The organism is Shewanella sp. GXUN23E (assembly GCF_050865035.1).
Classification (GTDB): domain Bacteria; phylum Pseudomonadota; class Gammaproteobacteria; order Enterobacterales; family Shewanellaceae; genus Shewanella.
This window is the reverse complement of record NZ_JBOZWP010000008.1, coordinates 43,539-67,532: the sequence shown is the minus strand read 5'-3', so window position 1 is coordinate 67,532 and position 23,994 is coordinate 43,539. Positions and strand designations below refer to the sequence as shown.

The 23,994-nt window shown below is 51.3% G+C and carries 24 protein-coding genes and 1 tRNA gene; 9 read left to right on the top strand and 16 right to left on the bottom strand.

The annotated features are described in order from the left end of the window. Positions 1-38: 38 nt before the first annotated feature. From ACRRUX_RS09410 to ACRRUX_RS09380, 7 genes are read right to left on the bottom strand one after another with little or no spacing between them, the layout of a single operon-like run. Entirely contained in the window at positions 39-1,760 is a 1,722-nt protein-coding gene (locus tag ACRRUX_RS09410; RefSeq protein WP_432529522.1) for a cytidylyltransferase domain-containing protein, read from the bottom strand. After that, positions 1,760-3,661 carry a glycoside hydrolase gene (locus ACRRUX_RS09405; RefSeq protein WP_432529520.1) on the bottom strand — a complete coding sequence of 634 codons (1,902 nt, stop codon included), beginning with the start codon at positions 3,659-3,661 and terminating at the stop codon, positions 1,760-1,762. Before ACRRUX_RS09405 ends, ACRRUX_RS09410 begins: the two co-directional genes overlap by 1 nt. A 1-nt stretch (position 3,662) precedes the next feature. Then, positions 3,663-4,886: an ATP-grasp domain-containing protein gene (locus ACRRUX_RS09400; RefSeq protein WP_432529518.1), complete on the bottom strand. Its 1,224-nt coding sequence runs from the start codon at positions 4,884-4,886 to the stop codon at positions 3,663-3,665. Continuing rightward, entirely contained in the window at positions 4,886-6,070 is a 1,185-nt protein-coding gene (locus tag ACRRUX_RS09395; RefSeq protein ID WP_432529516.1) for a class I SAM-dependent methyltransferase, read from the bottom strand. Before ACRRUX_RS09395 ends, ACRRUX_RS09400 begins: the two co-directional genes overlap by 1 nt. 9 nt (positions 6,071-6,079) lie before the next feature. Beyond that, positions 6,080-6,814, bottom strand: coding sequence for an SDR family NAD(P)-dependent oxidoreductase (locus ACRRUX_RS09390; protein ID WP_432529514.1), 735 nt, complete (start codon positions 6,812-6,814; stop codon positions 6,080-6,082). Beyond that, positions 6,807-8,549 carry a thiamine pyrophosphate-binding protein gene (locus tag ACRRUX_RS09385; protein ID WP_432529512.1) on the bottom strand — a complete coding sequence of 581 codons (1,743 nt, stop codon included), beginning with the start codon at positions 8,547-8,549 and terminating at the stop codon, positions 6,807-6,809. Before ACRRUX_RS09385 ends, ACRRUX_RS09390 begins: the two co-directional genes overlap by 8 nt. Continuing rightward, a complete protein-coding gene (locus tag ACRRUX_RS09380; RefSeq protein WP_432529511.1) occupies positions 8,546-9,406 on the bottom strand; it encodes an N-acetylneuraminate synthase family protein in 861 nt (286 codons plus the stop codon). Before ACRRUX_RS09380 ends, ACRRUX_RS09385 begins: the two co-directional genes overlap by 4 nt. Before the next feature lie 424 nt (positions 9,407-9,830). On the opposite strand from ACRRUX_RS09380, the gene ACRRUX_RS09375 reads away from it, so the two are divergent. Then, positions 9,831-11,294 (top strand): M4 family metallopeptidase, encoded by a 1,464-nt coding sequence (locus tag ACRRUX_RS09375; RefSeq protein ID WP_432529510.1) that lies wholly within the window; start codon positions 9,831-9,833, stop codon positions 11,292-11,294. Between the two features lie 165 nt (positions 11,295-11,459). On the opposite strand, the gene ACRRUX_RS09370 is transcribed toward ACRRUX_RS09375, so the two are convergent. The 6 genes from ACRRUX_RS09370 to ACRRUX_RS09345 form a co-directional block, all read right to left on the bottom strand. Beyond that, a complete protein-coding gene (locus tag ACRRUX_RS09370) occupies positions 11,460-11,711 on the bottom strand; it encodes a hypothetical protein (RefSeq protein WP_432529509.1) in 252 nt (83 codons plus the stop codon). After that, on the bottom strand, positions 11,692-12,102 hold the full coding sequence (locus ACRRUX_RS09365) for a hypothetical protein (protein WP_432529507.1): 411 nt from the start codon (positions 12,100-12,102) through the stop codon (positions 11,692-11,694). Before ACRRUX_RS09365 ends, ACRRUX_RS09370 begins: the two co-directional genes overlap by 20 nt. 211 nt (positions 12,103-12,313) lie before the next feature. After that, positions 12,314-12,389 (bottom strand) — tRNA-Arg (locus tag ACRRUX_RS09360). Between the two features lie 131 nt (positions 12,390-12,520). After that, complete coding sequence (locus ACRRUX_RS09355) at positions 12,521-12,784, bottom strand: hypothetical protein (RefSeq protein WP_432529505.1); 264 nt, start codon at positions 12,782-12,784, stop codon at positions 12,521-12,523. Next, the gene (locus ACRRUX_RS09350; RefSeq protein ID WP_432529503.1) at positions 12,777-14,075 is read right to left on the bottom strand and encodes a motility associated factor glycosyltransferase family protein; all 1,299 of its coding nucleotides are present in this window, start codon (positions 14,073-14,075) and stop codon (positions 12,777-12,779) included. The genes ACRRUX_RS09355 and ACRRUX_RS09350 overlap by 8 nt, the downstream gene beginning before the upstream one ends. A 9-nt stretch (positions 14,076-14,084) precedes the next feature. Next, on the bottom strand, positions 14,085-15,236 hold the full coding sequence (locus tag ACRRUX_RS09345; protein ID WP_432529501.1) for a flagellar assembly protein T N-terminal domain-containing protein: 1,152 nt from the start codon (positions 15,234-15,236) through the stop codon (positions 14,085-14,087). Positions 15,237-15,470: 234 nt separating this feature from the next. On the opposite strand from ACRRUX_RS09345, the gene ACRRUX_RS09340 reads away from it, so the two are divergent. Both ACRRUX_RS09340 and ACRRUX_RS09335 read left to right on the top strand, forming a co-directional pair. Then, complete coding sequence (locus ACRRUX_RS09340) at positions 15,471-16,103, top strand: FlgO family outer membrane protein (RefSeq protein ID WP_432529499.1); 633 nt, start codon at positions 15,471-15,473, stop codon at positions 16,101-16,103. Further along, positions 16,100-16,546 (top strand): LPP20 family lipoprotein, encoded by a 447-nt coding sequence (locus tag ACRRUX_RS09335; protein ID WP_432529497.1) that lies wholly within the window; start codon positions 16,100-16,102, stop codon positions 16,544-16,546. The genes ACRRUX_RS09340 and ACRRUX_RS09335 overlap by 4 nt, the downstream gene beginning before the upstream one ends. A 670-nt stretch (positions 16,547-17,216) precedes the next feature. On the opposite strand, the gene ACRRUX_RS09330 is transcribed toward ACRRUX_RS09335, so the two are convergent. The 3 genes from ACRRUX_RS09330 to flgA form a co-directional block, all read right to left on the bottom strand. Next, positions 17,217-17,639, bottom strand: coding sequence for a flagella synthesis protein FlgN (locus tag ACRRUX_RS09330; RefSeq protein ID WP_432529495.1), 423 nt, complete (start codon positions 17,637-17,639; stop codon positions 17,217-17,219). A 1-nt stretch (position 17,640) separates the two neighbouring features. Further along, positions 17,641-17,955 carry a flagellar biosynthesis anti-sigma factor FlgM gene (gene flgM / locus ACRRUX_RS09325; RefSeq protein ID WP_432529493.1) on the bottom strand — a complete coding sequence of 105 codons (315 nt, stop codon included), beginning with the start codon at positions 17,953-17,955 and terminating at the stop codon, positions 17,641-17,643. A gap of 81 nt (positions 17,956-18,036) precedes the next feature. Continuing rightward, positions 18,037-18,744, bottom strand: a complete 708-nt coding sequence (gene flgA, locus ACRRUX_RS09320) for a flagellar basal body P-ring formation chaperone FlgA (RefSeq protein ID WP_432529491.1) — start codon at positions 18,742-18,744, stop codon at positions 18,037-18,039. Positions 18,745-18,933: 189 nt separating this feature from the next. On the opposite strand from flgA, the gene ACRRUX_RS09315 reads away from it, so the two are divergent. From ACRRUX_RS09315 to flgE, 6 genes are all read left to right on the top strand, one after another. Then, positions 18,934-19,860, top strand: coding sequence for a chemotaxis protein CheV (locus tag ACRRUX_RS09315; protein WP_432529489.1), 927 nt, complete (start codon positions 18,934-18,936; stop codon positions 19,858-19,860). A 57-nt stretch (positions 19,861-19,917) separates the two neighbouring features. Next, positions 19,918-20,751 carry a CheR family methyltransferase gene (locus tag ACRRUX_RS09310; RefSeq protein ID WP_432529487.1) on the top strand — a complete coding sequence of 278 codons (834 nt, stop codon included), beginning with the start codon at positions 19,918-19,920 and terminating at the stop codon, positions 20,749-20,751. A gap of 111 nt (positions 20,752-20,862) precedes the next feature. Beyond that, on the top strand, positions 20,863-21,261 hold the full coding sequence (gene flgB, locus ACRRUX_RS09305; RefSeq protein ID WP_432529485.1) for a flagellar basal body rod protein FlgB: 399 nt from the start codon (positions 20,863-20,865) through the stop codon (positions 21,259-21,261). Positions 21,262-21,264: 3 nt separating this feature from the next. Beyond that, positions 21,265-21,681 (top strand): flagellar basal body rod protein FlgC, encoded by a 417-nt coding sequence (flgC, locus tag ACRRUX_RS09300; protein WP_432529483.1) that lies wholly within the window; start codon positions 21,265-21,267, stop codon positions 21,679-21,681. Between the two features lie 23 nt (positions 21,682-21,704). Beyond that, entirely contained in the window at positions 21,705-22,487 is a 783-nt protein-coding gene (gene flgD, locus ACRRUX_RS09295; RefSeq protein WP_432529481.1) for a flagellar hook assembly protein FlgD, read from the top strand. A 55-nt stretch (positions 22,488-22,542) separates the two neighbouring features. Next, the gene (gene flgE / locus ACRRUX_RS09290) at positions 22,543-23,901 is read left to right on the top strand and encodes a flagellar hook protein FlgE (protein ID WP_432529479.1); all 1,359 of its coding nucleotides are present in this window, start codon (positions 22,543-22,545) and stop codon (positions 23,899-23,901) included. Positions 23,902-23,994 lie beyond the last annotated feature (93 nt).

Below are 23,994 nucleotides of genomic sequence, written 5' to 3'. Positions count from 1 at the left end.
TCAGGTTCCGTTTATTTAGGCAACAGAGTCTGTTCAAGTTATTGCTTAAGCAGTGCCTCTATGGCTTTTGTTAGTCTCGTCAATCCATTGCTATGTCGTAACAATTGGCTGGATTGGTTTGCTAATTTGGTGATTTCCATTGGATCATGTTGAAGCCGTTGCAGCATATGACAGCTTTCCTGCAACGTTGTGCTGATCATGACAGCGTCATAGCAGGCTAATGCTTGTTTTTCGGATTCGCTACATATATCCGCTGTTGGCAGCAGAATGACGGCAGCCCCCTGAGCCATGGCTTCAAACAGCGTTAAACCATAACAGGTCATCACGATTTTGGCAGAGGCGATGAGTTCTGGCAGATTGTCAGGGTTGACATGGCGTTCAATGATACTGCGCTTTGGGATTTTGGGATCTTTGGCAGCAGGGCCCTGAACCCAGATATATTGCCAGTCAGGATCGCATACCTGATGCAGCTCATCAGGTAATTTTTCACCGTATCCAAGCGCATCGCTTCCGCCAGTAAGAATCAGTATAAGATCCTGTTTGTCTGTCCCACGTTTGGACTGAATAAAGTAGTTTTGCCATCCAGCGCTGACCTTTGGGTCATCTAATTCGGTGTAAAAACTGGGCACAAATAGTAACTCAACCCAGGGAAGCAAGCTGGATAACTTGTCCAGAGCGACAAACTGAGTTCCGGCTGTTTTTTTCTGTGCGCACAGCTGCTGGATGGACTCCATGTCAGCAAAGTCAGGATGTAAATCCAAAATAATCACACTATTGGTATCTTCGGTCAGGGCCGAGAGCCAATCGCTTTCTGTGTGATGCCAGGTCACAGAGGTGGATAACCAAGACAGTTCCAGCGGATTGCCTTGTACAATCAGCGAAGTGCCTACCCCAAGGTGCTCCTGAAGACTTTCGGCCAGCATGGCGGAGCGTTTGAGGTGTCCGAGTCCAACTTGTTGGCTGCAGTGGCAATAAAGTGACACTTTTGAATATTTTTTTTCCGGTGATTTTTGCGTGACGTGAGCATTGAGCTGCCGCAGCCAGGCGTCGTTTCGCAACTCAGATACCACCCAAGCCAGCTCAACTGTACTGGCGGGAGCATGATGTGAATACCAACGCCGATAGATTTCCTCCATAAAGTGGAAGTCAGCGGGGGTATCAACAGAGATCCTGTGTTGCACCGAGGAGTAATCGGCACTGTCATTTATCAGCAGTTTATCTAGCACAGGGGTGAGCTTATCTGCATACCCTACGTGCTCCCTGGTCATATCAGTCTGACTGGCCGCCAGCAATTTTTGCCAACCGTTCAAGCTATAAAACGCCATCCCTTCATGAATACTTTCAATATTGGGCTTCAGCGCTATGGTGTCGCAGTCTGATTGCTGCAGGGCACTGAGTGCATGGTCGATAAACTCAGGGTCAACTAACGGACAGTCGCCACAGATATAGACAATGTAGTCAGGTTGATGACGCTGAATAACACTGTCCAATCGTCCCATCAGATCATTGACATCACCATCAAATGGCTCGCAGAGCAACTGGTTTGCATCTGCCCAGCGGATCAGTGGCCGGTTAAAGTCATCATTTGTGGTCGCCAACTCTATCAGATTGATGCATTGACATTTCTGCAGGCGTTTAAGTAGATGACCTATCATCGGCAAGTTGTCTCCTTCCCTATTTGCCGGGAGAGGCAGGAGATGTTTGCCTGGCAGCCTGCTGGAGTTCAATCTGGCGCCGATAATTGCGAGGGTTTTAGACATTAAGGTTGCCTTTGTGGCGTGATGCAGATACTGAAATCAAGCAGCTGTCCACCTTGTTTTAATGTTTCATCGGCTTCGGCGAGTGAAAACCAGAGTCGATTGAGATAACTGTCATTGATTTGCTTGCTGGAGAGCATTGGCAAGGCTGCACACAGGGCCGGATCCCAACTGATACGAACGCCATACTGGCCGCTGCCAATGCAAATTTCTCCGCCAGTCGCACCCAAAGCGCTTGAGGCCGAGACCAGTGAGGACACAGGTGCTCCTTGATCCATATCGGCCGAGATTTGAAAATATTCTGCGGTGGCTCCTCCCAGGTGGGTTTGGTACCAGGCTCTGTCCCCACAGTTCAGGAGTGTGATAAAGCCCAGTCTTACAGATGCTTCCGGTCTGTGTGTATCGTCGAAAATGATGCCGGTGTGGATGGCGTCAGGTTCAAGTCGATACCATTTGGTAATGATGCCGGTCTTCAGTGCTTGTTTGCAGTAAATCACTGGATGTTCACCTTGTTGCCCAAGCTGATAATCGACCCGGTTGAGATCTGTGACCCGGTCACGGTCTCGGAATCGCTCCATCAATAAATGGTTTGAGTAAAAGTCTGCACCATAACTGATATGGTCAAAGTAGCCATGGGAGAGGGTGCCGATAACCGGCGTAAAGTCCTGAGATTTGAAAGCCAGGCTTTCGATCGCCAGGCCACGGTTGCCATTGAGACGCAGCTGTACAGTGTCTGTGCGAACCTGTAATCGCCGCCGTTCGGAGTCGTAGCGAATTTCAACGCCTGCGGTATCCTGCCAAGAGGCAAATTCACAACTGCCTTTTTTCTCGAGTGCTTTTGGCAGGCTATGGTAGCGCTTTTCGGTCAGGTGAGTACGTAAGTCACTGGCCCAGAGGCGGCAAAGGGCACGCCAGTCATCGTCATATGCGTGCTCAGCAGCTCTCAATGTGGCCAATTGCTTATAACACTGGGTGTTGAGTTGCAGGTCGTTGCGGCCGCTCAAGCCCCAACGGGTGATATTGTATTTGGCTTGTTTTTTCACCGATACAGGATGTTCGCCGTTGGTCAAGGCCAAAGGCGTGGCTGGGTCGCACAGAGGCAAGAGTGCAGATGGCGGCATCCAGCAATAATTGTCCATATCATTCAGTGTGCTAAACAAGCGGTTGATGCGTTGCCATTCGCCACTTACCTGCGCCGCTTCGGTTTGATAACGCCCGGGGCGAAAATCAAAGACCTCGGCATCGCTGCCATAAACAGGAAAGGCCAACATACCGGGGCGATTGACCTTCACCAAATAATGTAGATAGTCATCCAGCGTCAGTTCGCCATGAACATAGCGCTGGAATTTCTGAAATGCGATGGCATGATTCCAGATAACTTTGATCGTTCTGCCGCCGGCGCTTTTCAGCAACTGGGGCTGATTGAGGCGTTCTTTAGACCATTCAGGGTGATGTGAATATGGGTTATCCCATTCCACCACTATGGCTTCAAATCCTGCATCAATATACACATCAAGCAATCCGGCAGATACCGCTTGCTCATTGATATACGCCAGGGTGGGACGAGTGCCCAGAATAGCGTAATAGCTGTCTTGGCCCAGACGAAGATTCACATGGTTAACGTCCGCCGGGATAAGAGGGCCAATAATCTGACTGTCGCCACTGGCCACCAGTTCACACTTGCCCTCATGGATCAGATGTCTGAATTCATGGACCCAGTCCGGATCAACGGCCTGAACCGCTTCCAGTGTATAGGCAGTCATTTCTATGCCGATGGGAATGCCGTTTTGAGCCAACTTGAGCAATGGCCAGTAACATTGGCTGACAACGGCAGCATGTTGCTCAACCTCTATGGATGAAAAGGCCAGGTTCAGATGGAAAACGGTATAGAGCGCCGTGGCCATGTTATTGCTTCCTGAATTTGACACGTATTAGTGCCAGCGCGTCATTGGCGCGGGTAATAGCTTGTTGTTTGCTGTCTCCGACTGCGATGGCAAACCCGGATCGCTGAGTATGGTTGGAGAGGGACTGTACTTGACTACCTGGGGTAATAAACAGTTTTAACAGTTCGACGCCGGGCGCGGCGTTCGCATCAGCCATTCCTTCAATGCTGTCGACTACACCACAGGGCAAATCCAGGTAACGGATGGCGACTGCCTGCGTTTTTTCCGGCGTAACCTCATCCGGGCTAAGATCATCGCCGAGCGCGAGTTTGATGGCTTTTTCGATAAAGTTAACACCGGTTGCCAATGGTATTTGAGTGGTAGAGAAAAATCCTCCTGACAGGCGGCCAGCGACTTCAATCACCTTGGCGCCTTGAGGGGTGTATACCATGTCTCCCTTGATCACGCCTTGAGTGATAGCCAACGCCTGTGCGGCTTGCTCAAGGACACTGATGACTTCGGCCTTATGCTTTGGGCTCAATGCCGTTGGGGCATCACCGCCATTTTCAATGATGTAGGGCTTGGTTCGCGTAAGCCACTCATAGTTACGGTCGGCAAATCCCAAGGTGAAGTAGTGGCCTTTGCTGGCCAGAGTTTCTGTGCTGAACTGCGGCCCCGGCAAGTATTCTTCGATCATTACTCTGCTAGTGGGCGACTCGGCGGCGGCAATGTGCCAGGCCGGTTCCAACATTTCCATGGACTCGATTAACTGCACGCCCCTGGCGCCGCGGCTGTCCACTGGCTTGATAATCAGCGGTAATCCAAGTTCAGCAGCGCGCTGCGCCAGAATCGAGATGTCAGATACATCGGCATAGTTGGGAATAGGCACGCCGTAAGTCTTCAGCCGATCTTTCATGGCCAGCTTATCTGAGACCCAAAAAGCCGACTCAAGTGACAGTCCTGGTAACCCAAGTGCATTGGTAATTATGGCAACACTCATGGGCACATCGGCGCACATGGCAATGGCACCATCGATCTTGAGTCCCTGTTCGATAAGCGTGCTGAGCTCATTGAGGATCGCTTTACCATCGTAGGTGCTGGCCACAATTCGCCAATCGGCCATATCGAAGCCGGGGGCATCAGGATTACCATCGGCGACAATCAGTCCCAATCCCATTGCTTTGGCGATACGTATACCCTCGCAGGCTTCAATGCCGGCGCCAACAATCAAGATGTTTTTGGTCATCAGTGGCTCCGGGTGTCATCGACATTGTGCAGTCGGAGAGTTGTCACGCCTATGTCTCTGAGCCATAGCAGAGCATCGAATATCTCTTTTTCACTGGCGTAGGAAGAGATCAGGACGCAGTCTCCGGGTTGCCAGTCAATGCTGTCAGGTGCCTGACAATGCCAGTCTCCCTGTCTTAGTCCCCATTTCAGACTGGAGGTATCTGTCAGCCCGTTGATCTTGCAATCTGCCAGTAGCGTGGTATTGGCAACGATCTGGCTGGTATGGATACCTGCACCCCACAGAAATATGCGTTTACTCTGTTGCAGTTGCGGCAATATAGCGTCCAGGCATCCTTGCCAGTAGGCCACTTCTTTGGCTCGGTAATCCTGTAATATGGCCCGGTTACCAACAACATTGGCAACGAACTCATCACAGTGGGACTGAGGACGGGTACTGGCCAGTACGCCAATGATGGGGGACAGATTGCTGTTGTAATGCTCAACCAGAGAGACGACTGAGTAGCCTGCATCAGTTAAGCTTCGTACCAGATTGTCCCGGGTGTAATAATTGATGTGCTCAAATGAGAAGAATCCCGGACATAAACTGGCGGGTTTGGCCATGAGCGGCACTTCTACATAGATGAATCCTTCAGTGGGCAGCTGCTGCAGTTGGCGACATTTTTTTAATGTCATCTGAGGTTGATAGAGATGTTCCAGCACGTGGGTGAGAATGATCAGTTCAAACTGCTCATTGGTTTCAAATTGTTCCGCACTGTCATGGATGCAGTCAATTTGGTACAACCGCTTGGCAAGCTCGACAGAGGCCGTACCTGGTTCGACTCCCAATACCCGTTTAACGCCTGCATCGCGAAATCGCGACAGTGTGTAGCCATCGGAGCTGCCAATCTGCAGTGCGGAGTTGGGCAGATACCCTATCCCGCGGCGGATAAACTGAATTTGTTCATCGAGATCCCGGACTTTGGCGTCAGTGGGCTTCTCTTGGCGGCCAGGATTGGTATAGACCGCCATAGAGCTGTAGAAGGTCATCATTTCATCGAAGCTGACTGACGGGCTTTGGCAGACACTGCCACATTCGGGGCAGACTGAGAAGCCGATTTCTCTGGGGGCCAGACCGGGAAGTACCCAGGTGGTAGAAAAAATGACTTCAGTCTCAGATTGACAGAGAAAGCAGAGTCTTTTCATGGAAGTTCCTTAACCAAAGTACATGCCACCATTGGCGTTTATAGTTTGTCCACTGATATAGTCGCTGTCCTTCGACGCAAGAAATAGCGCAATCCGGGCAATATCATCTACAGTGCCGAGGCGACCCACCGGAATAGCGGCAGCCTTTTTCTGGCCTGCAGGGGTATTGAGCTCGCCGGCTGTCATATCCGTAGCCACCAAGCCAATGGCGATAGTGTTGGCGCGAATACCCTCTGCTGAATATATTTTGGCGATGGATTGGCTCAGGTTGATCAAACCGGCTTTTGCCGCTGCATAATGTACCTGATTAAAACCACCCCATTGGCCGCCGATAGAACTGATGTTGATGATGCGGCCAAATTTGTGTTCACGCATGGCGGGAATACAGGTTTGCGCCAGCAGAAAAGGCCCCCTCAGGTTGGTGTTCATCATCAGGCTGAAGTCATCGGCAGTAATTTCACCAAAGGGCTTTTCCTGAGCGATGGCGGCGTTGTTGATAAGCACCTCTACTGGACGTTTGAAGTGTGTTTCAATGTCTGTAACACATTGGTTAATGCTCTCTGGGTTGCTTTGATCCAACGCAAACGCCGCAACTCTGTCGCCCCATCTTGACGCCAGAGAGTCTGCACCGGATTTGTTGTGACAGTAGGTGATGGCAACCTGATAGCCTGCATCGGCAAAGGCGGCGGCAAGACCAGCTCCTATGCCCCGGCTACCGCCTGTGATCAGCACAAGCTTATTCATAATCTGCTCCATGGCACGGATTACCCTGCATATCATAGTAAGGCCACATCTTATCTGTGGATTGGCCGCCCAGAAGCATCGGCAGTACATCGTGACGATGGTCGATTTCCAGATGCAGTAATACCGGTGAGCTGATCTCGACAAAGCGATCCAGACAGGCCTGCAAATCATCTTTTGAACCGCAATGCATCGCTTCTATGCCGTAGCCTTTGGCGATTAGGCTGAAATCAGGGGATTGTTTATCGCCGCAGGCGGTATCAGTGTCCCAGTTCATTAACTGGAACTGAGACACCAGCCCCAATCGATGGTTATCCAATACCAGAATTTTTACCGGCAGTCCCAGCTCTTTGAGCATGCCCAGTTCCTGAATATTCATCTGAAATGAGCCATCACCGGCAACGCAGAGGATAGTGGACTCAGGCGCGTGAATGGCCGCACCGATGGCAGATGGCAGGTCATAACCCATGGTGCCATGGCCAGCTGATGTCAGTAGCCGCCGCGCGGGCAGGGCAAAGCGAAAATGTCTTGCAACCCAGTGTTGGTGAGCTCCTACGCCTGTAGTGACTATGGTATTTTGCGGCAATTTGTCGCTCAGGTATTCAAGCACCGCCTGAGGCATGGCTCCGGGATAGCTGGGATATGGCCAGGGCAGTGTGGCGCGCCAATCATTGATTTGCTGGTGCCATAGGGTTTGGACTGGTAGTGTGCAGTCAGTCAGGCCATGGTTAAGTGCTCGCAGTACAGGCTCAAGTTCGCAACAAACGCCGTGATGATGGGCAATACGGCTGTGGCTGAGTTCATTGATATCGAAATCAACCCGGAAGATGCGTGCATTGGCGGCAAAATCCGCTTTCAGGGTGCCGGTTTGTCGAACATCTAATCTGGAGCCCAGAACAAGCAGGAGATCCGATTCAGCAATGGCTTTACCGGCTATCTGGCTGCCGGTATGACCATGAAAACCAAGGTTCCCGGGATCTTGAGAATCAAGAGTTCCTATGCCGAGCAGGCTATGACTGACGGGAGCCGGCCATTGCTTGCGAATGCTGGCAAGCAGGTCCGCATGTTTCTCATCCGCCATGCCGTTGCCACATATTATCAATGGCTTAGACGCTGTTTTGATGGCGCAGAGCAGCTCGTCAATGAAAGGATTAATGTCACAGTCTACTGGGGCACACGTCTCACTGGCCACGATGACACTGTCAAATGCTGCACGTTGAACATCCATTGGCAAATCGATAGACACTGGGCCTTTCCGTCCCTCGTTGGCGATTTGCCAGGCTTTGGGCAGGGCTTCAACCAATTCTGCGACCGTTTGGGGTTGGAATTGTGCTTTGGTAATGGACGTCATCAGTGCCGGGGTGTTCACTTCCTGGAAACCGGATTGGCGAACGGATTTGTTACCGGTTAAATCTGAGGTACCTACCTGTCCGGTTAATACCAGCAGAGGCAGACTGTCAAAGAATGCATCGGCGATAGGGGTCAGCACATTGGTCACACCTGGCCCGGAGGTGACCGCCACTATACCGGGCAGGCCTGTCAGTTTGGCCTGAGCAAGCGCCGCATATCCGGCACCCTGCTCGTGCCTGGAGGTATACACTTTAACATTAAATCTGTGACAGGCGTCGAGCAGGGGGGCGATGGTGCCACCCGGGTAATTGTGCAGCGCCGTAATGCCTTGGGCAGAAAGAAATTGAATCACTGCGTCAGCAGCGACCTTGATAGCAGGGGAGGTCATTGAGTTACTCCAAATGTACTTCTGATATGTTGCAGTGGACGAAGACCGTCGCTGGGATCGGCTCGCCAGTCGCGATCTGCCGCTTCGCTCGGTGCTAGCCATTTGCCGGGATTACCATCCAAAATATCGCCTTTGCGACATTCGCTGATAACGAGCTGCATTTGTTCGGGTAACCAGCAATGGCCTGCTTGATATTCAGCACCTTGCTTGTCTAAATCAATATGAAATTCAATACAATCCGCTTGCCAACGGTTCACTGCGCGATTTATCACGGCAGGAGATACGCTGTGATCTGACCAGCCCGTTTTCACTCCATAGCGTAGTCTGAAGGTATCCAGCACCGATAGATTGCATTCAGACTCAGGCGTAGGGTAAGCAGATACACAATGCAGCAGTGTCAGATCTGTGCAGCCGGCCTGTTTAATAACATCCACTGCGTGATCGATTTCTTCGAGATTGGCCATGCCGGTGGAAAGCACCAATGGTTTACCTGTGCGGGCACAGGCGATAAGCAGTTCATCCCACAACAGCTCGTAAGAAGCGATTTTGAAGAAATCGACATAGGGAGCCAGCTCCTCAACAGCCTGCAGGTAAAAAGGGGTGCAGGAAAACTGGATCTGGTATTCATCGCAGCAACGTTTTAATTCGGGTAAAAAGTTGAGGGGCAGTTCCCACTCTTTACGGCGCCTGTGTGTTTCGCTGCGCTCCAGTATTTCCGGTGCAAATAATTGGTCTATCTTGAACAGCTGGAATTTAACCGCATCACAGCCAATGGCGGCGGAGGCCCGGATAAACTCGAAGCAACGCTTAAGATCTTTATGATGATTGCTGGAGACTTCTGCAATAAAAAAACTCATGTTTACGCCCAGTTGCAGGAGAGACGATTATCTCAAGTATACAAACAGCCAAATTTTTGGCGACATCCACATCATGCAGTTTGAGTGCCAATTACAGCGATGCTTGGTTGGTTTTACACCGTTTGCTAAAGGGAGCGGCGTAATTGATAAACCCTAAAGGCGACAGAGGCGTGGATAACTTGAATCACCTGGAAGTTGAATTCCACAACATCACACAGTAGTTACGCTTTGGCTTTTCTATTTTCCGGTATTTGACTGCTACGACTATAGGTTTACAAAACGAAGTGTTACAAGATGAAATAAGTGTGAATCAAATGTGAAATTATTCCATCCTGAGTATTGAGTTGACCAAAGCGCTATGGCAGCTTGCAAAAACCGGAGTGTAAATTCCGGATATAACAATGACACAGGAAGAACAGAAGACATGAAAGCATATACCTTTATTCCAGCGGCACTGGCACTTATGGTTGCCGGCTCGCTGCAGGCAGGTGAGAACTCTCTGGCTCAATCTATGGGACTGGCAAAAGGGCACAGCTTTGCGCCCGGAAAGTCCTTCAAGACGGCTGCAGGGCACGAGAAAGTCAAACAACAGCAATTTTTCAACGGTGTAAAAGTGTACGGGCACCATCTGGTGGTGTCTTCCAATGGTGCAGTTGCTGGCAGTGCTGTCAACATTGATGCTGACTTCAGCGTTAAGCCGGGTATCACTCAGGGCCAGGCCATTGCCGCGCTGAACAAAGCGTTTCCCGGATCGCTGACTTCGGGTCACAAAGATGTGGAGCTGGTAGTGTTGGCCGACGGCGATGCCCCGCGACTGGCATATCGTGTGTCTTTCCTCAGTGAAAACAATAATCAAATTTCCCGTCCGGCCGGTTTGGTGGATGCCAACAGTGGCGAGATCATTCGTCAGTGGAACGAGCTGATGACGGGTAAGGTCAACAAAGGCAAGCCAAGCGGCGGTGGTGGCGGTGGTGGTTCAACTACGCCATTTGATGCCACGGGTCCGGGTGGCAACGCCAAGATTGGTCAGTACTACTATGGCAGTGATTTCGGTCCTTTGGCTGTGGGTGAATCCGGCGGTGTGTGTACCATGAGCAACGCCGATGTGAAGACAGTGGACATGGCCAACAGCACCCGTCGCGGCACTGTGTACTCCTTCACCTGCCCTGAAAACACTTACCGTGCCATCAACGGCGCTTACTCGCCACTGAACGACGCTCACTACTTTGGTGGCGTGATTTTCAACATGTACAAGGACTGGTATAACACTGCGCCACTGACCTTCCAGCTGGAAATGCGTGTGCACTATGGCCGCAACTATGAAAACGCCTTCTGGGATGGCCGCGCCATGTCATTCGGTGACGGTGCCAGCTACTTCTATCCGCTGGTGAGTCTGGATGTATCAGCCCACGAAGTGAGCCACGGCTTTACCGAGCAGAACTCCGGCCTGGAGTACAGTGCTCAGTCAGGCGGCATGAACGAAGCTTTCTCGGATATGGCGGGTGAAGCGGCCGAGTATTATATGCGTGGCAGCAACGACTGGCTGGTAGGCTATGACATCTTCAAGGGCAACGGTGCATTGCGTTATATGGATGACCCAACCCGTGATGGTCGCTCTATTGGTCACGCGTCCAACTACAGCTCAGGCATGGATGTTCACTACTCATCCGGGGTGTACAACAAGGCCTTCTACCTGCTGGCCCGTAAAGCCGGTTGGGATACGCACAAAGCCTTTGACGTCTTCGTACTGGCTAACCAGATGTATTGGTCACCCACCAGTAACTTCAATCAGGGCGCCTGTGGGGTAGAAAGTGCTGCGGCTGATTATGGTTACTCAGTGGCAGATGTAACTGCAGCATTCTCTTCTGTGGGCGTCGCCTGTCAGTAAGCATTTGCTAGCGCACCTTATAGCAATAAAAAAACCGGTCATTGTTGACCGGTTTTTTATGTGTCGTGGCAGGTCTGAACGTCCGCGAGTGACCTGCTGTTTTGAGCTTCTACTCAAGCAACTTTATCGGCAGACGCAGTGGATATTCGTGTTGAATGACAGGTATTAACTGTCTTTCTTTTTCAGTTCCTTGCTGAAGTGTTTGTACAGCTTTTCAACCATGGGTTCCGAGGCCGCCGAGAGGTAATGCATCATCGCTTCTTTAGAAGCAAACATTTGCTCTGCCGTGGCGGAATAGCCGGGAGCCGGTGGCATGGGGATCGCGTTATAGGACCAGATCAATTGCCCATTGGCGTCATAAAGTTGGCCGGCAATGTTAAACAGGGCATTAAATTCATCAGAAAGACCATGTTTCATTCATGCCCAGAACCACCACGTTCAATGTCAGTACCAACCTGTTGGGCGACCCGTCAGTAATACGCAACGCAAGGTTATCGGCGCGCAGTTTCTCTTCAAATTGGGTACGTACCAGCTCATTTAAACTGATTTGATGCCTGTCCATAAACTGCAGCGCAAAGGTCCTCACTCCCCGACCATCTCCGGCCGAACCTGTCACGCCTGTGCCAACCCCGGTCGGCACCACATCCACCGTACTGATTGCCTGTAACATGAGATTATTGTCCGGTGCTGACTCCAGCCTCGCTGTTTGCAATTGATTGAATGATTCCGGTGTCAGCTTAACGCTGGGCACCGAAGAGCAGCCGCCGACCAGTAGAAGTAAAACCGGTAAAATTGTTCTTATGTGCATTCCAATATCCTTATCAATATTCCTCGTCCACATTGCGGTTGAGCGAGTGAACTTCATATGAGCAAGGACGTTAACATGCTTGGTAAGCAAAAAGCAGAGCGGAGACAAAACAATATTCGATTGGGGACAAATATCAGTGTTGGATACAGACTTTAGAAGCGCCTGAGAACAGTATATTTGAAGTCTTGGCGAACATGCACAGGCATGCTTATGGTCTCCCCACAGGGACTCGAACCCCGATCGGTCGCTTAGGAGGCGACTGCTCTATCCTGTTGAGCTATAGGGAGACGGGGTTGATTATACTGGTTTTGATTCAGATGAAAAGCGCTGAGATTCAAGTGATTAAATACTCGGCAAACTGATGGTGAATGCACCAGATTTGCGGATGTTACAGGCAGCAAACACTGCCTGTCCGGCATTACTGACACTCTTCCTGGTGCTGAATGAGTGCGGTGATTTCATATTCCAGGGTATCGGCGATATCGAGCCAGTCATGACGCTGCTGGGCCTGCAATAGTCTGCTTAATAACGGGAGATACTCTGCCTGATGAGGGGAGGTCTGTATCAGTTGTTGAATATCATCAATAATCTCCCGATATAAGCCATTGCCGCGGCCTTCCTGCCCAAGGCGAAAAGCGGTGGCTGCCTGCTGGAGTCGCTTGGTAAGAGAGGCTTTAGTCATGATTCAGTGCCCTGAAGGTGGTTCCTTTGATATCGGCGCCATTCAGACTGGCGCGGTAAAATTTGATGTGCGGATATTTGCGGATAAAGTGCTCAAGCGCTCTTAAATAGGCTCGCAGGTTCAATGCTGTAGGCAGTTGCCCGCCGTGACCATCGAGAACCCTGTGGCCCGTGTCCTGAAAACCGCCTCCAATGATATTGGGTTGCCAGAAAGCATGAGCCTTTTTGCCGACATAGCCAAAGTCGGCACCAATCAGAGTGATGTCCTGAGCTCCCAGTAACAGTGCCAGATGTATCGCGGGGTGTACTACGCTGCCATTGAGAAACAACCGGGTTTTGGGAATATCCGCAGCCAGTTTGTCATCCCTTGGCAGATCTGAATGGGCGTTAAACCTGGGGCCGGGCCAGTGTGCGATAAGTTCTGGGTCGGTTTTGGCCATATACACCAGCGCACAGCCTTCGCAGTTTTCCAGATTAATGATCTGCGCCGTAATAAGCTCATCCACAGTAACAATCACGTCTGCCTGAATGCCCTTGCTGTGCAGGCCTTTTACAGCTGTGTCTACGGCAATAAGCAAAGGTCTCTGTGAACGTGGCCGCTTGCTGATTTGTAACAGAGCTTGGTAATGCTCTTCCAAACTGGGACCGGCGGCGATAACCAGCGCCTGCTGGCAGTGGTAATCTGCGGTCATGACTGAGACATCGGCATCGGCCTGCAGATTGCCGCGGTTGCTCGCCAGTCTGTGTTTGTATCTGTCTATTTGTTGACTGCGGTTATGGTTAACGTGCTCGCGATTGAGTTCATACACCAACATATCGCGCACCACTGAGTAATCTTCATCACACAGTGCCAGTTCGGGGGGAATTGCAATATTCGGCTGTTTGGGATAGTCGCTGTCGGGCGTGGCGATCAGTTGTACCCTGGGGTCACTCAGCCATTCACTTTGGTTGGTGTATGTCAGCAGCAGTTTGAACACTTTCAGGTTCATCAGATGGACATAAAGGGATTGCAGAGGATGGTTTTCCAGCAGATAAATGGCAACATCGCCCATGCCAGTGCCATAAAGATGCAGACTTTCGGTGTCCCGGGGCACCTGACTGCAGAGTAATGCGGCCTCTCTGATACGTCCGTGCCGACTGGATAATTGCAGTCCGTTAATGCTGATCGTTTGCTCCAGCCCCTCAACGAGAGTGGCATTGAGGCTGTCTGTGGACAGGGGCGCGAGCTGGCCTGCTATTGCTGGCCAGCGCTGTGCAATGACCTGCAGATTAAGCTGCAACAGGTCTGTCATATTGATTCCTTACTGTTTTATCGCCAGATCGTTGAGTTGAATGGCCAGCGCCCCAGGCGCTGCCGTCAGCGGCGCTGTGGCACTCATTTCGGTGACCTGATCTATGGTGACAGACACGTTGCTGTCGTGAGCCAGAGCCTTGTGGCGATCATATCTGTCGGTAATTTGTTGCTGCTGTACCAGCTTGAACTTGTCGCCCGGCCGTACGCCGTGTCTGCGTCCCAGATTGACAATAATGCGGTTGTTATCCCGGGCCACGACCTGTCCCAGTACCGGCCTGCAGATCAGGGCATTGTCTATGTCTTTGACGGCATTACTCAGGGTTTTTCTGACTTCCCGTCCAAATACCGATTCCCAGAACTGACTCTGAGCGGGAGGAACACTGGCCTGCAGCGGAAAATTCCATTCCGCCTGAGTATGGTAGTCCTGACTCCAGATTTTCTCCCCACTGATGCCATGATACAGCGCCAGGTTGATGCTGAAATTTCGCAGTGGTGTATGTTGCCAAAGACCCAGCAAACTCGACTCAGGCGGCAGTACTGACAGATCTTTGACTGTCGGCAACAGTAGATACTGGCTGTCGGTGTGTTCGGTCAGCCAGGTTGGCAAACTGTAGCCAGTGGTATCGGCCAGAGCCTGACTCAAATCAAGCTTGTCATCGGCGTGCAGGTGAGTGAATGCTGCTCTGGACTGCTTATCGATAAGTTGTCCCAATTGTGTGGACAAGGCTGATTCAAACCCCAACAGTTGCCCATAGCTGAGCTGCTGACGTTGGCTGAGCAGGCTTTGGGGAAGCAATATGGCGGCTTTGACCGAGTTTTCCATACATTGGCTGGCACTGTTGTCACGGGCGGCAATTTTCAGATTGATGGTGAGCAGATCGTCACGAATGGACTCGCTGATAATTTGAATATCCGGATTGTTCAGGGACGATGTCAGGGTGAATTGATCCATGGTCAAACGGCCATCTGTGACCTGCTGCTGACTGCTGACCGAAATACCGGTTTGCAAAGAGGCATAGCTGATGGCCTGAGCAATTGCCTCTTCTCTGGCTTTGGGGATGTCGCCATCCATGATTTGGGCGCTGCCCTGCGCGGTGATCCAGCCAGCCTGCAGCGGCCAGGCAAGCAGCGTGGCAAACAGGGCAATATAAATCCGCATGGTATGTGTCCTCTCCAACGTCATTCTGTTGGCGTTTCGCAGTCGTGAACGAAAGCCAGTTGCACTAATAAGCGCTATCTAAGTAATAGTTAAGCAATAACCATGCCTCATGCCAGAATGGAACCTGTGGTGCGTCGGTTGCGCTGGAAAATCAGGGTAAAGTCCGGGACCTAGTGGCCGATACAGTATCAGAGCAACTATATTGTCAGCACGTCTGTGATAAAGGACGACATCATGTTCAAACAAATGAAATTGTTGCCCCTGCTTTTGCTGGTGGGGGCCTGTGCCGCACAAACATCCGGGCCGGACCCCATGAGCCTGCAGCATGAATATGGCAAGCCTCCGCGTTCTGCTGTCAATCATTTGGCCAGCCGCACTGTGCTGGAGCTGGTGCTCAATAATGATGCCCTGCGCCCAAGCCAACCGGTTGTGGTCGCAACGCCGGTGATGGTCGGCAATATGCAGGATGTCAATGCGCTGGGGCAACAACTGCAACAGGGGATGATGGCTGAGCTGCACAACAGGCATTTCAACGTGGTGGATGTGAATGTTGCCGAAGCCATGCGTATTACCGATGCCGGAAATCTGTTGCTCTCCCGCGACTGGCGATTGCTGCCCGGTGATGTGCTGGTGGAGTACGGTCTGGTGTCAACCATGAGCCTGGATATCCATGGGCTGCAACTCAATGCCAGGCTGATTGATTTGGGCAATAACCGGGTAGTGTCGGCGGCGTCAGCTTATGCCAGCTATCAGGAACTTGGCGCCTATCTGACGGCATCACAGAAAGTCGTGTCGGATAAAGGATTGCTGTATCGCTATGAACAGCCCGGATATGGGCAGGTACAGATGTTGGGAGACAGACAATGAGAATCTTGGTATTGGCAATGGTGTTACTGCTGGGCGCATGCAGCAGTAATGACAAGTATGTACAGTGGGAAACCGAAGCCCCCAAAACTTTTCCCAAGTTGACCGCAATTGGCTATGCACCCCTGGCGACCCAACCGTCAGATCAGCAGAGTCACAGAGTGTTGATGGCGATGCAGGCTTCCAAAATCGAGGCCTATCGTGAATTGGCCGAACAGGTCTATGGTCAGCAGTTGTCCGCCAGCAGTCAGGTGGGAGATTGGTTGTTAAAAAGTGATGATGTTAAAGCCAGTGTCAGCGGTCTGATCCGTGGTGCCCGCGTGGTAAAAAGTTATCCGGCCGGTGACCATTATGTGACTGAACTGGAACTGGATTTTGGTTTGGTGTGGGATCTGTATCAGCAGGAAAACCGCTCGCAGCGGGTGAAGTCGGTCACCTACTTCTGATGTTCTGGTACTGGTCTTGGGGCTCCCATGCGGAGCCCTTTGAGTTTTTGTTAATGCTCAAATGCGTGAAGAGATGCAAAGAGGTACCGAGATATCAGATGCCTTGGCTATCTCTGTCCCGTACAGAAAATTGCAGGGCTCCTGTATTTAAGATGCCTGCAAGCGACTCGCTGCAACTATCGGATCCTGGCAATAGGCATCAATATCCGCATCAACATGTTACATGGCTTTTTTACTTCCTTTTGCACCTTCCTGTTGTTCACTGTTTCAGTGACCCATCATGGGCTCGGATAGCGTTTCTTGTTTGAAAATGTAGGCGATACCAAGAGGTTGGTGCACCTGCGTGCGGGATTCAGTTGCGGTTCTGGATATGAATCAGGACGTGACAGCTGATGAACGTAAACGGGCGCACGATTTATCGGCGCGTGTCTGCTGTTTATCGGCGCCGGCTATTGTCAGCCATTCGTGTCTGCAGGTAATCCGCGAATGGCGACCTGAGAGTTAAGGCATGGCGGGCACTGCGGCGCAGCTCGAAAAGGTCTTGATGGAGAGATCCGATAGCTGTGTGAGAGCGGTAGTGATGCAACACAGAATGAATACTCAAACCTCAAGCCAGCTAGTCTATCGCTAGGGGGGATGTCACTGGGCTAACTGAAATAGCCCGTTCGGGTCAGACTTTAAGATTATTGCCCAGCGTTGAAATGGTGGAGGTTTTACCTTTGCCATCATAGGTGAGGCTGCTGGCATTGCGGCTGGCCTGAAGGGCGCAGGTCAGGCGATTAATACTGGCCAGATTCATCTCTATCAGTTTGGCATTGGCTTCATTGGCCGATTGGCAACGGGCCAGCGCATCTTTGATATCGGCCACGGCATCAGCCAAGTCCATGGTCAGGCGAGCTCGGTCTGGATGTTTTGAGAGCTGGGCATCGAATTGTTGCAGCTGTTGCAGCAGGGAGTGTTTCTGCTGAGCAAGCGCAAGCAAAGACTCAGCCTGTTGTTCGCTGAGTGCTTGCTTTTCATCGCTGATGATTTCGTGGAGCTTTGCCAGTGCCTGACGCTGAGAATCCAGCAGTGTGGTGATATCAGTTGTCATATCAGCTGTTCAGATCCTGCAATTCCTGCTCAAACTGCGCGATATTGGCTGCCAGTTTTTCCGGATCGACTTTATAGCGTCCTTCTGCAATGGCCTGCTTTATCTCGGCGATTTTCTGTACATCCACTTCAGGCATGGCGGCCATCCTGCTGTATGCTCCCTGAAGCTGTTGAGCCTGGGGAGTAATGCTGACTGAGTCAGGCTTATCGGTTGACGCTGCAGGTTGAGTATCGACCGACTTGGACGCCTGGTTGGCATCACCAACCGCGTTGCGGGTTCGGGTGTTGTTCACACCGTTCAATTTGTTGATATCCATAGCCTTGTTTGGCTCCTGCTTCAGTGTCTCTAGAGTCTGTAACTTTGTATCGGCAAACAGGTAATTAACTTTAGTGAAATATTACATTTTCACTTCCACTGCGCCAACGGCTGTAATGATAGCATCCAAGTGTTTGTTGGAACGAGTGTTTTTGATTCTTATTTGGTCACCGACCACACCATCCTGGAGGGCTTCACCGTGGGTTTTTACCATAAACCCCGGGGTGCGGGCGAGAATTTCAACCTGATCGCCGCGGCACACGTAACACACATTGGCTGCAAAGATCGCCGAGTCTTTGGCTATCCGCCGTTTGGCCCGGGTTCCCAATAGATCCTGTACATCTTCAAACTGTGTGCCTCTGAGCTGAGTTTCGTCCAGCCATTCAAGTCGCAGATTGCCTTCGTCCAACAGCTGTCCCGGGCCGATGTGAGCATCGGCGACGACAACCGGACGTAATATTTCGACCCGCACGGCGACGAACATTTGCCAGGGATAATCCAGATCCGGCGTGGTGCAGGATATTTTGACGGTGTTATTTCGGTTGATTTCACGATCCGATGCCATACTGGCCTGAAGTGGATATTCACAACGGGGAGGCGTCATTCTGGCCCCCAGCATTTGTGGCTCAATCACGACTTTTGCTCCGGCGACATTATCAATTTGCTCGGCGACGGTCGCCTTAGCCAACTGTTGGATCTCTTCTTCCGAGGGCACGGTGAGTTCAGCCCTGACGCTGAAGCAGATTCCGAGCAAAAACGAGAGCGCGATGTTAATTGCTTTGATATTCATGAGTTACAGACTAGCTAGTCAGGTCAGATTACACCTATACTTTCCACATTGAAGCAAGGCCCGACATGGGAACTGTCAAAGGATCGTCAATATTCCGATGTCAAATCCCACTTATCGGGAACAAAGCAAGGAATGTGCCTATACTCCAAGTTAGGCTTCTTTTAAATTCAGAGCACCCAAGGCACTTTTATGGCAAGTATTCTTGAGTCGGTGAACCAACGAACCCAGCTGGTAGGACAAAACCGACTGGAGTTGTTGCTGTTCAAATTAAACGGACGGCAGCGTTTCGGGATTAACGTATTTAAGGTGAAGGAGGTATTACAGTGCCCGCCTTTGACCAAGTTACCCAAACTCAGCTCCTATATCCGGGGCATTGCGCAGATCCGTGGTCAGACGCTGTCGGTCATCGATCTGAGTGCGGCTACCGGCGGAAAACCTATTCTTGATGTCAGCGACTGTTTCATCATTATTTCCGAGTACAACCGCAGTGTGCAGGGATTCCTGGTTAAATCGGTTGAGCGCATTATCAATACCAACTGGGAAGATATTATGCCGCCACCCAATGGCACTGGGAAAACCTCTTATCTGACGGCGGTGACGGAGATTGAAGGGGAATTGGTGGAAATCCTCGATGTGGAGAAAATCCTGGATGAAATTTCACCGGTTAAGACGGATCTCAGTGAAGCGGCGCAGGAACAGCTGACCATAGATAAGGATAAGTCGTATCATATTATGGTGATTGACGATTCGTCGGTGGCCAGAAAGCAAATCATTCGCTCTCTGGAGTCACTGGGGCTGCAGATTGATACTGCCAAAGATGGCCGGGAAGCGCTGAACATGTTGCTGCGCTTTGCTGAGGATCAGGAAAACCTCGCCGATGAGATCCCGCTGATTATTTCTGATATCGAAATGCCGGAGATGGATGGCTACACGCTGACATCCGAGATCCGGGCCAATCCAAAACTGAAAGATATTAAAGTGGTGCTGCACACTTCTCTGAGTGGGGTTTTTAACCAGGCTATGGTGGAAAAGGTCGGCGCCGATGATTTTATTGCCAAATTCAATCCGGACGAGTTGGCTACCAAAGTGAATAAGCATCTGTGCATTGATGTGTAACGCCTTTGGGGACAGTCTTTTCGCCCGGAGATGGGCGTTGTGAAATAGGAATAAACAGTGCCGAATAAGACGCTTGCCGATACTGAGTATGTGCAGTTCAGGCAATTTCTGGAACAACACAGTGGCATAGTGTTGGGGGACAACAAGCAATATCTGGTGCGCAGTCGTCTGGCACCTTTGATGAGTAAATACAGTTTGCCCACCCTCTCTGAGCTGGTGCAAAAGTCCATGAAGCCAGCAGAGCGGCAACTGCGATCTGAAGTCATTGATGCCATGACCACCAACGAAACGCTTTGGTTTCGAGACAGGTATCCTTTTGAATTGCTGGCCAATGAATTGCTGGGCGAGTTTGCCAGCCTCGGACGTGCGGTGAAAATCTGGTCAGCCGCCTGTTCGTCCGGTCAGGAGCCATATTCCATTGCCATGACAGTACTGGAGAGTCAGCAGAAGCGTCCGGGAACTGTGCCTAATGGGGTGCAGATTCTGGCTACGGATTTATCGCCTTCTATGCTGGATCGTTGTCGTAACGCCGAATATGATTCTTTGGCACTGGCGCGGGGATTGTCGGAAGAACGCAAACGTCAGTTTTTTGAACCCTGCCGTGATACCAGTATGCGTCTGAAAGAGCAGGTGCGTAATATGGTGAATTTCCGGCCTCATAACCTGCTGGAAAGTTATGCCTCTTTGGGCAAGTTCGACATCATTTTTTGTCGTAATGTGCTTATCTACTTTTCTCCTGAGGCAAAGGCCAACATATTGCGGCAATTTGCTGCCGCTTTAAATCCCGGCGGCATTCTGTTTCTCGGGGCATCTGAATCGGCTGCCGGTATGACAGACCAGTTTGATATGGTGCGCTGTAATCCGGGGATCTATTACCGAAAGCGCGGCTAAGCAGGCTTTACTGCCTGTTTGGATAAACTCAGAGGGACTGCCAATCGCAGTCCCTTTTCATTTGGCACGTGAATTGCTTTTAAAGACTCAAAGGTCTGAGGAGGCAAATTTATGGCACTCTCGTTTGATAAAGCTCTGGGTATTCATCAATACACTCTGGGAATTCGTTCTCAGCGTGCAGAGGTGATCTCCAGCAATATCGCCAACGCCGACACACCTCATTACAAAGCCAGGGATGTGGATTTTTCCGCTGCACTGCAGGATGCCAAAACCCGTCAGGGCGGTCTCGCCATGGCTCAAAGCCACGAAAAGCATTTCGACTTGAAGGCACTGACTGAACAGCATGTGAAATACCGCATTCCCAATCAGCCGGATACCGGTGATGGCAATACCGTAGATATCCAGCAGGAGAAAACGGCATTTATGGAAAATGCGATTGAGTATCAGATGTCTCTGGGATTTCTGGATCGTAAATTTGCCGGTCTGAAAAAGGCATTGAAAGGGGGGTAATCCATGAGTCTGTTCAATATCTTTGATGTATCAGGCAGCGGCATGTCGGCGCAGTCGGTTCGTCTCAACACCACCGCCAGTAATATTGCCAATGCGGATGCGGTTTCCAGCAGTGTGGATGGGACTTATCGGGCACGTTATCCGGTATTTGAAGCCGAACTTGCCAAGGCCAGTTATCAGCAGCAGGAGGCCGTCGGTGTCCAGGTAAAAGGGATTGTGGAGAGTGATTCACCACTGCAAAAGGAGTTTGCTCCCCAGCATCCCATGGCTGACAAAGACGGTTTTATCTATAAACCCAATGTCAATGTGATGGAGCAGATGGCCGATATGATTTCCGCTTCCCGCTCTTATCAGATGAATGTTCAGGTCGCTGAAGCCGCCAAGTCGATGCTGCAGCAAACATTGAACATGGGCAAATAACAGGGCAGAGCAGGAGGTAAGTCTTGAGCCTCATCAATCCTCTCAGCGGCAATACATCGCCCCTGAGTAATCAGAGCAGCCCATCCCAGGTGCAGAGCAATACTGCGGGCAGCACAAATAATCAGATCAGCCAGAATAATCCTGTGCTGGATCCCATGCGTCTGCAGGACGGCAAAACTGTGCCGGAGCAGAAAGGCCAGGAACTGACCCAGGCGGACTTTTTTGCGCTGCTGACCCAGCAGCTGTCCATGCAGGATCCGTTCAAGCCGGTTGAAAACGACCAGATGATTGCACAAATGGCATCGTTCTCCACTGTAGATGGTATTTCCAAACTCAATCAGGAGATCCTCAACCTCAACAGCACTATGACCTCAAGCCAGGCGTTGCAGGCATCAGGGTTAGTGGGGCAGAAGGTACTTATCCCTTCCGGTACAGGTCATGTCAGTACCGAAGAGCAGAACATTAAAGGTGTGGTCACCTCACCCAAGCCGATCGATGAAATCACCGTGCGGGTGGAGGATGACAAGGGACAGTTGGTTACTACCTTTAAGGTCGATGGCAGCAAGGGCGGCAATATCGACTTTAATTGGGACGGTCTGAACAGCAAAGGTGAGCCGGTCGCTCAGGGCAACTATACCTTCAAGGCCAGTGGCCGGGTTGATGGTGAGTCCCAGGAACTGGCGGTCTCCACCTATGCCCATGTGACCAGTGTGTCGCTGGGCACTGCGGCAACCGGCGCAGTACTCAATCTGCGGGGAATTGGCGGCGTGAAATTATCGGATGTGTTGGCGGTAGCGGAAAGCTGATGCACGCAATAGGCGAGGCGTTAATGCGCCTCCATCTGGATCCAAGAGGTGAATTATGTCTTTTAACATTGCTTTGAGTGGTATTGCGGCATCGCAGAAAGATCTGAATACCACGGCCAACAATATTGCCAACGTTAATACTGTTGGTTTCAAGGAATCCCGCGCTGAGTTTGCTGATGTGTATGCCAACTCAATTTTCTCCAATGCGGGAACGGCCGTGGGTGGTGGTGTGACGACAACTCAGGTGGCTCAGCAGTTCCACCAGGGCAGTCTGCAGTTCACCAACAACGCGCTGGATATGGCGATCAGTGGTGGCGGCTTCTTCATTACTTCTGCGGGCAGCGGGAATCAGGATTATTCCTACACCCGCGCCGGCGCGTTCAAGATTGACGCTAATAACTTTCTCGTCGACGCTGCCGGTAACTTCCTGCAGACCTTCCCCGTGGATAAAGAGGGCAACTCCACCTCTGTGAGTCTGTCCACTACCAAGTCGGTACAGATCCCGGATACCGCGGGCAGTCCACAGAAAACCGAAGAAGTGGGTATTCAGATGAACCTGAATGCCGGAGAGTCCACCAAGGTGCTGGCGAATTTTGACCCTGATAACCCAGACACTTTCAACAATTCCACCTCGCTGACGTTCTATGATTCGCTGGGTGAGCCTCATGTTCTGACCAGCTATTTTATCCGTCCGGAAAATGCGGCATACACCGGCGAGAGTAACTGGGTGGCATTTTACGCTGTCGACGGAAAGCCGGTGAATATGGCCGGGGCCGGCGGAAGCTATCAGACAGATACCAACGGTGACGGTACCCCGGATGCGACCGGAACCGCTGATGTGGGTGGCTGGACCGGTGCCGTGCTGAGCTACAACGACACTGGTACCTTTACCGGCTCAGATCCTGCTGTTATCACTACCGAAGAGTTGGGGATCAACGGTGCCGGCGCACTGGGCGCCGGAGCTGACGGTACCCAGACCCTGACCATCAACTTCAATTCTCCGACTCAGTACGCTTCGCCCTTTGAGGTGACGGCGCTGACTCAGGATGGAACAACCGTTGGTCGTCTGACTAATGTGGAGGTTGGTACTGATGGTTTGATTACCGCCTCATACAGCAACGGCTCTACTGTGCCTCTGGCGCGGGTGGCGCTGGCGAGGTTTGCCAACGAGCAGGGGTTGACGCAGGTGGGTAATACCTCCTGGAAGGAAAGTCTGGCCTCCGGTCAGGCGCTGGCCGGAGAGGCTGCCAGTGGTACCTTTGGGGATATCCGTTCCTCGGCACTGGAGCAGTCCAACGTGGATCTGACCACTGAGCTGGTGGATTTGATTTCGGCTCAGCGTAACTTCCAGGCCAACTCCCGTACACTGGAAGTGAATAACACCCTGCAGCAGACCATTTTGCAGATCCGCTGATGATCTCCCGGGCGGCTTGATAACGCCCCTTTGCAGCCTTTTGCCCATATGCGGCAAAAGGCTGCCGCTTTTATTCTTGCTGTATTTTCCTTT